The organism is Allobaculum fili (genome assembly GCF_020969955.1).
Classification (GTDB): Bacteria; Bacillota_I; Bacilli_A; order Erysipelotrichales; family Erysipelotrichaceae; genus Allobaculum; species Allobaculum fili.
The window spans coordinates 1-255 of the sequence record NZ_JAHDSX010000165.1 but is presented as its reverse complement, the minus strand read 5'-3'; the positions used below and the strand labels follow the sequence as shown (position 1 = coordinate 255).

The 255-nt window shown below is 58.8% G+C and carries 1 rRNA gene; it reads right to left on the bottom strand.

Annotated elements, in window-relative coordinates:
• Window positions 1-255: ribosomal RNA gene (locus Afil_RS11680) — 23S ribosomal RNA — on the bottom strand; the annotation flags it as partial.

Below are 255 nucleotides of genomic sequence, written 5' to 3'. Positions count from 1 at the left end.
CGTCGATGTGAACTCTTGGGCGGGATCAGCCTGTTATCCCCAGGGTAGCTTTTATCCGTTGAGCGACGGCCCTTCCATTCGGCACCGCCGGATCACTAATCCCGACTTTCGTCCCTGCTCGGCTTGTCGGCCTCGCAGTCAGGCGCGCTTATGCATTTACACTCTATATCTGGTTTCCATCCAGACTGAACGCACCTTTGGGCGCCTCCGTTACTCTTTGGGAGGCGACCGCCCCAGTCAAACTGCCCGCCTGGC